The sequence below is a fragment of the Polaromonas sp. genome (assembly GCF_018780625.1).
In the GTDB taxonomy this organism is placed as follows: domain Bacteria; phylum Pseudomonadota; class Gammaproteobacteria; order Burkholderiales; family Burkholderiaceae_C; genus Polaromonas.
In genome coordinates this window covers 1-8,312 of record NZ_JADMJK010000092.1, presented here as the reverse complement: position 1 = coordinate 8,312, position 8,312 = coordinate 1, and the positions used below count along the sequence as shown (strand labels likewise).

Sequence of the window (8,312 nt, the reverse complement as noted above, 5' to 3'; positions counted from 1 at the left end):
CAGCATCTGGCCCATGCGGCCACTGGCGCCAGCAACCGCGATCCGGTGATGGCGCGCTTGCGTCACAGCATGCGCGCTCACTGCTTAGGGCTCTCGAGTGGCGGGTAGACCGTGGTCTGCGGACCTGCTGGCAGGCTGGTCGCAGCCTCACTTGGCGCCGGCTTCGCAGCGGAGGACTTTTCGGCGGCCTTGAGCTGCTCTTCGGTGGCCTCCAAAACAGGCACTTTGCCCATCTTGCGCTTGGAGTCCAGCCGGGAAATGAACTCCCTTTCGCTGGGCATGGTGTCGCCTTCAAAACGCTCCAGCTGGTCGCCCTTGAAGAACACCGCGTACTTGAAGGACTGAGGCGCCACGCCTTGCCGCTTCAGGGTAAAGACATAGTCCCAACGGTCCGTGTGAAACAGGCTGGCCAGCAGGGGCGTGCCCAGCACGGCCTTGACCTGGTCGCGGGTCATGCCGGGGCGCAATTGCGCAACCTGCTCGCTGGAGACGAAGTTACCCTGGATCACGTCCACTTTGTAGGGGGTGATCCAGTTGACGGGATTGATGGCGCTGCCGCTCGTGCTGCTGCAGGACGCCAGAACCGCACAGGCCATGACGATGAAAGCTGTTCGGACGCCGCGATATTGATTTACAGACAAGGCTGACATGGTAGGGAGGTGTAGCGATATGATGGTTCATTGTAGCGGTAGGGTGCCTTTTGGCCCGGGCCGAGCCGCACCGGGCCGCTTCCCGCTTCCCGCTTTTCCCAGAGAGATTTCCATGAGCAACATTGACGAGTTGAAAAACACCGGACTCAAGGCAACCTTGCCGCGCCTCAAGATTCTTGAAATTTTCCAGGCCGGCAAACAGCGCCATATGACGGCAGAAGACGTTTTCCGGGTCCTGCTGGAGGACCGCTCGGATATTGGCCTGGCCACGGTCTACCGGGTGTTGGCCCAGTTCGAGCAAGCGGGCCTGCTCAACCGCAGCAATTTTGAATCAGGCAAGGCGGTATACGAGCTCAATGAAGGTCAGCACCACGACCATCTGGTCTGCCTGGACTGCGGCAAGGTCGAGGAGTTTTACGACGCCGAGATTGAAAAACGCCAGCATGCCGTGGCCAAGGCCAAGGGTTTTGCCATTGCCGACCATTCGCTGTCGATCTATGCCAATTGCACCAAGGACAACTGCCCCTACCGCATGGCAACACACGCCCGTAACCATCAGCCTTGAGCATCTCTAGACGAGACGCAGACCCCAACAGGATGGGCGCAGAATCAGTCGTCTTGCTCCATCGCCTTGCGGTGGCGCTCGACAAAATCCTGGTAGGTATTGATGCCGCGCAACTGCAAAATAGCATTGCGTACCGCCGCTTCGACCAGCACCGCGATGTTGCGGCCCGCCTCTACCTGGATGATGACCTTGCGCACGGGAATGCCCAGCACGTCCTGCGTCAGGGGCTCGTAGGGAATCCGCTCGTAGTGGCGCTCCAGCGTTTCGCGGCGCACCAGGTGCACGATGAGCTTGAGCCGCATCTTGCGGCGAACCGCCGTCTCGCCAAAAATCGCCTTGATGTCAAGCAGGCCGATGCCGCGCACTTCGAGCAGGTTTTGCAGCAAGTCGGGGCAACGCCCTTCAATGGTGGTCTGGTTGATGCGGTCCAGGTCCACCGCGTCGTCCGCCACCAGGCCGTGCCCGCGTGAAATGAGTTCGAGTCCCAGCTCGCTCTTGCCCAGTCCCGACTCGCCGGTGATCATGACGCCCATGCCCAGGATGTCCATGAAGACGCCGTGCATCGACGTGCGGTCGGCAAAATGTTTGGACAGATAGGCCCGCAATACGTCAATCACGAAGGCGGCCGACTCCGGCGTGGCAAACATGGGCATCTGCGCACGCTCGCACATCGACAGCAGCGTGTCGGGCGCGATCTGGCCGTCCGCCACGACCAGCACCGGCGGCTCCAGCGTGATGATGCGCGAGGTCCGCCGGGCGCAATCCTCGGGACTGGCATGGGTCAGGTAGGCGACTTCGCGCTCGCCGAGAATCTGCACGCGGTAAGGATGGATGTAGTTTAGGTAACCGACCAGATCGGCCCCCGAGCGCGCGGCACGCACGGCAACTTCGTCAAAACGCCGCTCCGAAGCACCCAGGCCCGCCACCCACTCCCATTTCAGGGTGGCGCGGTGGTCTTCAAATAAAACGTCAGCACTGACAACAGTGGGCTTCATGCCGGCCTGTGACTCACGCCCCGGAGGGGCTGGTTTCGTGGGCAGATTGCCAGGAGGAAATCAGGTGGTGAAGCGCCTCGGCATCCGGACTGGCTTTGAGTTGCTCGCGCAACGCGCTGTCACTGAGCAATTCGGCAATTTCGGACAGGATTTCGAGGTGCTTCTGGGTGGCCGCTTCGGGCACAAGAAGAAAAATAAGCAAGGCCACGGCTTGCTCGTCTGGCGCATCGAATCCGATAGGCGTCTCCAGCAGGAAAACCGCGGCCATCGGCGCCTTCAAGCCCTTGATGCGGCCATGTGGGATGGCCACGCCATGGCCCAGACCGGTCGAGCCGAGGCGCTCGCGGGCAAACAGACTGTCTGTGATCAGGGCGCGGTTCATCCCGTGCTGATTCTCGAACAGCAGGCCGGCTTCTTCAAAAGCGCGCTTTTTACTGGACGCTTCGACACGAACCAGTACTTGGGAGAGGGGCAAAATTTGCGAAAGACGGTTCATAACAATCTTTTAATCGGCGAATTATGCACTTCGCGGACGGGTTGCCGAAAAAAACGGGCAGAAAAAAGCCGCTTGAAAGCTCAAGCGGCGGCGGCGAATGCCGATTAAATCACGGTTCAAGCACTCTTGTGAAAACATGGCTGCCTTTCGGAGCCACAGATAAAGCCCAAAGCCCGCGGCGGGAAACGCCGCAGGCGTGAAAACTACCTAGGCTTGCCGCTTGGCGGCAACGTGGTGGTGATCCTGGGTTTTGGTTTTATAGCGCCCTACCTGGCGGTCAAGTTTATCGGTCAATTCATCGACTGCGGCGTAAAGATCGGCGTGTGAACTTTCGGCAAACAGGTCACGGCCCTTGACACGAACATTACATTCGGCCCGCTGGCGCCTTTCCTTTTCCTTCATGTTATCCACTGTCAACAGGACTTTTACATCTACTACCTGGTCAAAATGCCGGGTAATCCGATCCAGCTTGCTTGTCACATAACCGCGCAATGCGGGCGTAACTTCAAGATGGTGACCGCTGATCGTCAAGTTCATAAAGAAACTCCTTTTCCAAAAACTGGAACTGGGTTGAAAACACCGCTTTGCCAGCGACGGCGAAGCGGCAGACGGGGACGCTTTCTTGAATCTACTATGCGCCCGTAGCCCTGCAATTGCAACCTTGCAGCCGGAAAAATAATGAAACCGTGTGAAAAAATTCTTGACCGGCGCCCAGTGCAACGCGGCGTGCAAGTGACTGGCGGCGCCAGCGCCCGATGGTCGTATCAAGCCGTCCCCGAGCGGCGATGTCCGTGCCAGGGCATGGCGCGCGGCCGGTATCTTTCGGTTAGGCCGCCGGCAAGGCGATACGGTAGATAAATCCACTATGCAATGCCATAATCCCGGCTTATTTGCTACGGAGTGATCCTTGGAAAGCCACCCCAGTCGCTAGCTTTCAACACCACAGACTGACGCCAGGTGACGTTAAGAAGGGGGGTTGAAAGCGACGCCGCCATCCACAGCCCCTTTTCGCACAAGTCCCGTCCCGGGCCTTGTGTCAGCCCTTGAATTGATAGGCGCTTCAGTCATGCTCAATATTTTCACCCTCGCCAACGGCAGGCTGTTCCAGGAAGAAATCGAATCGCTGGAGGAACTCTCCAAATTCCAGCCTATCTGGGTGGACCTCGAATCGCCCACGCTTGAAGAAAAGCGCTGGATCAAGCAGTACTACGGCCTGTCCATTCCTGAAGACGTCATGGACGAGGACATCGAGGAGTCGGCCCGCTTTTATGAAGAGGACAACGGCGAGTTGCACATCCGGTCGGACTTCCTGATTGCCGACGAGGACGAGCCGCGCACGGTCCGCGTAGCCTTCATCCTGAACCTGGTGAACGACGACCTCAAGAGCAAAGGCGTGCTGTTTTCGATTCACGACGAAGATGTGCCGGTATTCAGGTTGCTGCGCATGCGGGCCCGGCGCGCGCCCGGGCTGATTGAAGACGCCAAGGAAGTGCTGCTCAAGCTGTTTGACGCCGACGCCGAATACTCGGCCGACACGCTGGAAGGCATTTACGTCGATCTTGAAAAAGTCAGCACCAAGGTGCTGTCGGGCGACGTCACCGACGTGATGGCTGGCGAGGTGCTGGGCGCCATCGCCCGGCATGAAGACCTGAGCGGGCGCATCCGGCGCAATGTGATGGACACGCGGCGCGCCGTCAGCTTCATGATGCGCAGCAAGATGCTCAATGCCGAGCAGTTCGAGGAAGCACGTCAGATTCTGCGCGACATCGACTCGCTTGACTCGCACACGGCATTCCTGTTTGACAAGATCAACTTTTTGATGGACGCCACGGTCGGTTTCATCAACATCAACCAGAACAAGATCATCAAGATCTTCTCGGTGGCCAGCGTCGCGCTGCTGCCGCCCACGCTGATTGCCAGCGTCTACGGCATGAACTTCAAGCTCATGCCCGAACTCGACTGGACGCTGGGCTACCCGTATGCGCTGGGCCTGATGGTGGCAAGCGCCGTGCTGCCCATGTGGTATTTCAGAAAGCGCGGCTGGCTGAAGTAAGGGCTTCAGGCCATCAGGCACAAGCGCAATAAGTTGCTATTTATAGCAAAACCAGGAAGCGCTCAATGATTTCCTGCGCATAGCGGCTGGCCACCTGCTCCACAAAGCTTGAAAAATCGACGTGGGCGCTGTCATCGGCCCGGTCTGAAATGGTGCGAACAGCGGCAAAAGGCACGCCATAGTCCAGACAGACCTGCGCCACCGCCGCGCACTCCATCTCGACCGCCAGCACCTCATGGCCGGCCACCGCCAGCGCCGCCTGCAGCACACGGGACTCGCCAGCCCCGGAAACGAAACGATCGCCGCTGGCAATCAGGCCCCTGTGGACGCAGGCGCCGGGAAACTGCGGCGTCGCCAGGCCGCCCCGCCCTGTCCCAGGTTCGTGCGCCAGCGCAGCGCAGGCCGCCGTGAACAGCAGCGCCGTCAAGGCCGCATCACCGGCGAAGCGGGTCTGGCCGTACAGCGGCACCTCGTAACGCGGAAACAGCGGCGACACATCCAGATCGTGTTGCAGGAAATCGGTGGCCACCACCACATCGCCCACCTTCACCCCCGCGCCCAACCCGCCGGCAACGCCCGTGAACACGATGCGCTGCACGCCAAAGCGCTCAATCAGCGCCGTGGTGGTGGTGGCGGCGGCAACCTTGCCAATTCTGGACAAGGCCAGCACCACAGGCCGGCCTTGCAGGTGGCCTTGCCAGAATGTGCGGCCGGCATGGCTGACTTGTTGCGGCTGCTGCAGCAGCGCCAGCAGGCTGTTCTGCTCCTGGGCAAGGGCGCTGAGAATGGCGGTGGGCGGGGGTGCGAATGTCATGCGCTGATTTTGACCACAAAGCGCCGGCAGAACCCGGGCAGAATAAAAAAGGGGCAGCTCACGCCGCCCCTGAAAAGCCCTTGCAGGCTCTCAAACTTGTTCGCGGGGCTTACTTCTTGTCGCGCAACTCGCGACGCAGGATTTTTCCCACCGGCGTCTTGGGCAGATCGGTGCGAAACTCCACCACCTTGGGCTGCTTGTAACCGGTGAGGTTGGCCTTGCAGTAAGCGCGCACCATAGCTTCCGTGAGGTCCGGATTTTTCCTGACAATCACCAGTTTGACGGCTTCCCCCGACTTGTCATCAAGCACGCCCACGCAGGCGCATTCCATCACGCCGTCGAGCCGTGCCACCACCTCCTCCACCTCGTTGGGGTAGACATTGAAACCGCTGACCAGGATCATGTCTTTCTTGCGGTCAACGATTTTGAAGAAACCGTTCTCGTCCTGCACGCCGATGTCGCCCGACTTGAAATAACCGTCGGGCGTCATGACCTTGGCGGTTTCGTCGGGGCGCTGCCAGTAGCCGGCCATGACCTGCGGCCCCTTGATGGCAATCTCACCGGGCTGTCCCAACGGCACTTCCAGGCCGTCGTCGTCGAGCAGCTTGAAATAGGTACCGGGAATCGGCACGCCAATGGTTCCGGTGAAGACTTTGCTGTTGGTCGGGTTGCAGCTGGCCGAAGGCGAGGTTTCCGACAGGCCGTAGCCTTCGCAGATCGGGCAACCGGTTTTCTCCAGCCACAGCTTGGCCACGGCGCTTTGCACCGCCATGCCGCCGCCCAGCGAGATTTTCAGGTGCGACCAGTCCACGGTGTTGAAGTCCCGGTGGTTGGCCAGCCCGTTGAACAAGGTGTTGACCGCCGGAAAGCTGTGGACCTTGTGCTTGGTGAGCTCCTTGAGCACGGCGGGCAGGTCGCGCGGGTTGGGAATCAGTATGTTTTTAGCGCCGGTGCGCATGCCCAGCATCATGTTCACGGTAAACGCAAAGATGTGATACAGCGGCAGCGCGCAAACATAAACGGTTTGCTCGTCTGCCGGCTTGCTGGCCATGGCCGGGCCGTTCCAGGCCTCGGACTGCAGCACGTTCGCGATCACGTTGCGATGCAGCAGCACCGCGCCTTTGGACACGCCGGTGGTGCCGCCGGTGTACTGCAGCACGGCGACGTCATCAGGCCGAATGTCGGGGCGCTTGAGCGTGGCGCGCAGGCCTTGCGCCACGGCATCGTTAAAGAGCACCGCGCCCGGCAAATTGAAGGCCGGCACCATCTTTTTGACGTTACGCACCACGTAGTTCACCAGGGCGCCCTTGAGCAGACCCAACTGGTCGCCCATGGCGCACAACACGACATGCTTGACCGGCGTGTTGGCGATGCACTGCTCCAGCGTATTCGCAAAATTTTCAATAATGACGATCGCCTTGGCGCCGGAGTCCTTGAGCTGGTGCTCCAGTTCGCGCGGGGTATAGAGTGGGTTGACATTCACCACCACGTAGCCAGCACGCAAAATGGCGGCCACGGCCACCGGGTACTGCGGCACGTTGGGCATCATGATGGCGATGCGCTCGCCTTTGGCCAGCCCCAGTCCCTGCAGATAGGCGCCAAAGGCCACCGACAGGCGGTCGGTTTCGCCAAACGTGATGTCCTTGCCCATGAAGCTGTAGGCCACACGGTCGCGGTATTTACCGAAGCTCTCTTCGAGCAGCGCGACCAGCGAAGGGTACTGCGAAGCGTCAATGTCTGCGGGTACGCCCGCTGGGTAGGCCTTGAGCCAGGGGCGCTCAATCGTCTCTTCATTCATTCTTGTCTTCTCCATGTGGATTTGCCCAAGGCAAAGAACCGTCTTGCCCCACCCTCTTCGGGGCGGGTGCATTTTTCCAGGCGCCGGTGAAAACCGGGGCAATGCGCAAGTGGTTCCGCGCATGGGCGCGCAGAGCCACCTGGCGCAGCGGCGGCTTATTCGATGGCCTTGCCCATGTCTTCAATCACCTTCTTGGCGTCGCCGAACACCATCATGGTCTTGTCCATGTAGAAGAGTTCGTTGTCCAGGCCGGCATAGCCGGCGGCCATGGAGCGCTTGTTGACGATGACGGTCTTGGCCTTGTAGGCCTCCAGAATCGGCATGCCGTAAATCGCGCTGCCCTTGACATGCGCGGCGGGGTTCACCACGTCATTGGCGCCCAGGATGATGGCGACGTCGGCCTGGCCGAATTCGGCATTGATGTCTTCCATTTCATAGACCTGGTCGTAGGGCACTTCGGCCTCGGCCAGCAGCACGTTCATGTGGCCCGGCATGCGGCCGGCCACCGGGTGAATCGCGTACTTGACCTTGATGCCCTTGTCGGTGAGTTTTTGCACCAGTTCCTTGACCGAGTGCTGCGCACGCGCCACCGCCAGGCCGTAGCCCGGCACGATGATGACGGTTTCGGCATTGCCCAGGATGAAGGCCGCATCGTCGGCGGAGCCGGACTTGACCGGGCGCTGCTCTTTGGCGCCGGTAGCGGCCGTCCCGGCTTCGCCGCCGAAGCCGCCCAGAATCACATTGAAGAACGAGCGGTTCATCGCCTTGCACATGATGTAGGACAGGATGGCGCCGGACGAGCCCACCAGCGAGCCGGCAATGATCAGCATCGAGTTGTTCAATGAGAATCCGATACCTGCCGCGGCCCAGCCCGAATAGCTGTTGAGCATGGACACCACCACCGGCATGTCGGCGCCGCCAATCGGGATGATGATCAGCAC

The 8,312-nt window shown here is 60.3% G+C and carries 9 protein-coding genes; 2 read left to right on the top strand and 7 right to left on the bottom strand.

All coding sequences use genetic code 11. From position 1 onward, the window contains the following. Positions 1 to 77: 77 nt before the first annotated feature. The gene (locus IV091_RS08485) at positions 78 to 596 is read right to left on the bottom strand and encodes an outer membrane protein assembly factor BamE (protein ID WP_293467549.1); all 519 of its coding nucleotides are present in this window, start codon (positions 594 to 596) and stop codon (positions 78 to 80) included. A gap of 166 nt (positions 597 to 762) precedes the next feature. Between IV091_RS08485 and fur the strand changes: the two genes are divergently transcribed. Next, positions 763 to 1,215, top strand: a complete 453-nt coding sequence (gene fur / locus IV091_RS08480; protein ID WP_293467547.1) for a ferric iron uptake transcriptional regulator — start codon at positions 763 to 765, stop codon at positions 1,213 to 1,215. Positions 1,216 to 1,259: 44 nt separating this feature from the next. Here the strand turns inward: fur and hprK are convergent, their stop codons facing one another. From hprK to raiA, 3 genes are all read right to left on the bottom strand, one after another. After that, entirely contained in the window at positions 1,260 to 2,210 is a 951-nt protein-coding gene (hprK, locus tag IV091_RS08475; protein WP_293467545.1) for an HPr(Ser) kinase/phosphatase, read from the bottom strand. Positions 2,211 to 2,223: 13 nt separating this feature from the next. After that, the gene (locus IV091_RS08470) at positions 2,224 to 2,706 is read right to left on the bottom strand and encodes a PTS sugar transporter subunit IIA (RefSeq protein ID WP_293467543.1); all 483 of its coding nucleotides are present in this window, start codon (positions 2,704 to 2,706) and stop codon (positions 2,224 to 2,226) included. Positions 2,707 to 2,913: 207 nt separating this feature from the next. Then, positions 2,914 to 3,243 carry a ribosome-associated translation inhibitor RaiA gene (gene raiA / locus IV091_RS08465; RefSeq protein WP_293467541.1) on the bottom strand — a complete coding sequence of 110 codons (330 nt, stop codon included), beginning with the start codon at positions 3,241 to 3,243 and terminating at the stop codon, positions 2,914 to 2,916. A gap of 529 nt (positions 3,244 to 3,772) precedes the next feature. Here raiA and corA point away from each other — a divergent pair. Then, positions 3,773 to 4,759 (top strand): magnesium/cobalt transporter CorA, encoded by a 987-nt coding sequence (gene corA, locus IV091_RS08460; protein ID WP_293467539.1) that lies wholly within the window; start codon positions 3,773 to 3,775, stop codon positions 4,757 to 4,759. A gap of 40 nt (positions 4,760 to 4,799) precedes the next feature. Here the strand turns inward: corA and IV091_RS08455 are convergent, their stop codons facing one another. The 3 genes from IV091_RS08455 to IV091_RS08445 all read right to left on the bottom strand — a co-directional run. After that, positions 4,800 to 5,573 carry a 5'-methylthioadenosine/adenosylhomocysteine nucleosidase gene (locus IV091_RS08455; protein WP_293467536.1) on the bottom strand — a complete coding sequence of 258 codons (774 nt, stop codon included), beginning with the start codon at positions 5,571 to 5,573 and terminating at the stop codon, positions 4,800 to 4,802. 109 nt (positions 5,574 to 5,682) lie between these two features. Next, positions 5,683 to 7,371 carry a long-chain-fatty-acid--CoA ligase gene (locus IV091_RS08450; RefSeq protein WP_293467533.1) on the bottom strand — a complete coding sequence of 563 codons (1,689 nt, stop codon included), beginning with the start codon at positions 7,369 to 7,371 and terminating at the stop codon, positions 5,683 to 5,685. Positions 7,372 to 7,526: 155 nt separating this feature from the next. Then, positions 7,527 to 8,312 (bottom strand): NAD(P)(+) transhydrogenase (Re/Si-specific) subunit beta (locus tag IV091_RS08445; RefSeq protein ID WP_293467530.1); only part of this gene is annotated, 786 nt, incomplete at its 5' end.

Bases quoted from the DNA above. Each gene is read 5' to 3' on its own strand.
- IV091_RS08485 (WP_293467549.1), bottom strand. From the start codon at position 596: ATGGCCTGTGCGGTTCTGGCGTCCTGCAGCAGCACGAGCGGCAGCGCC.
- fur (WP_293467547.1), top strand. From the start codon at position 763: ATGAGCAACATTGACGAGTTGAAAAACACCGGACTCAAGGCAACCTTG.
- hprK (WP_293467545.1), bottom strand. From the start codon at position 2,210: ATGAAGCCCACTGTTGTCAGTGCTGACGTTTTATTTGAAGACCACCGC.
- IV091_RS08470 (WP_293467543.1), bottom strand. From the start codon at position 2,706: ATGAACCGTCTTTCGCAAATTTTGCCCCTCTCCCAAGTACTGGTTCGT.
- raiA (WP_293467541.1), bottom strand. From the start codon at position 3,243: ATGAACTTGACGATCAGCGGTCACCATCTTGAAGTTACGCCCGCATTG.
- corA (WP_293467539.1), top strand. From the start codon at position 3,773: ATGCTCAATATTTTCACCCTCGCCAACGGCAGGCTGTTCCAGGAAGAA.
- IV091_RS08455 (WP_293467536.1), bottom strand. From the start codon at position 5,573: ATGACATTCGCACCCCCGCCCACCGCCATTCTCAGCGCCCTTGCCCAG.
- IV091_RS08450 (WP_293467533.1), bottom strand. From the start codon at position 7,371: ATGAATGAAGAGACGATTGAGCGCCCCTGGCTCAAGGCCTACCCAGCG.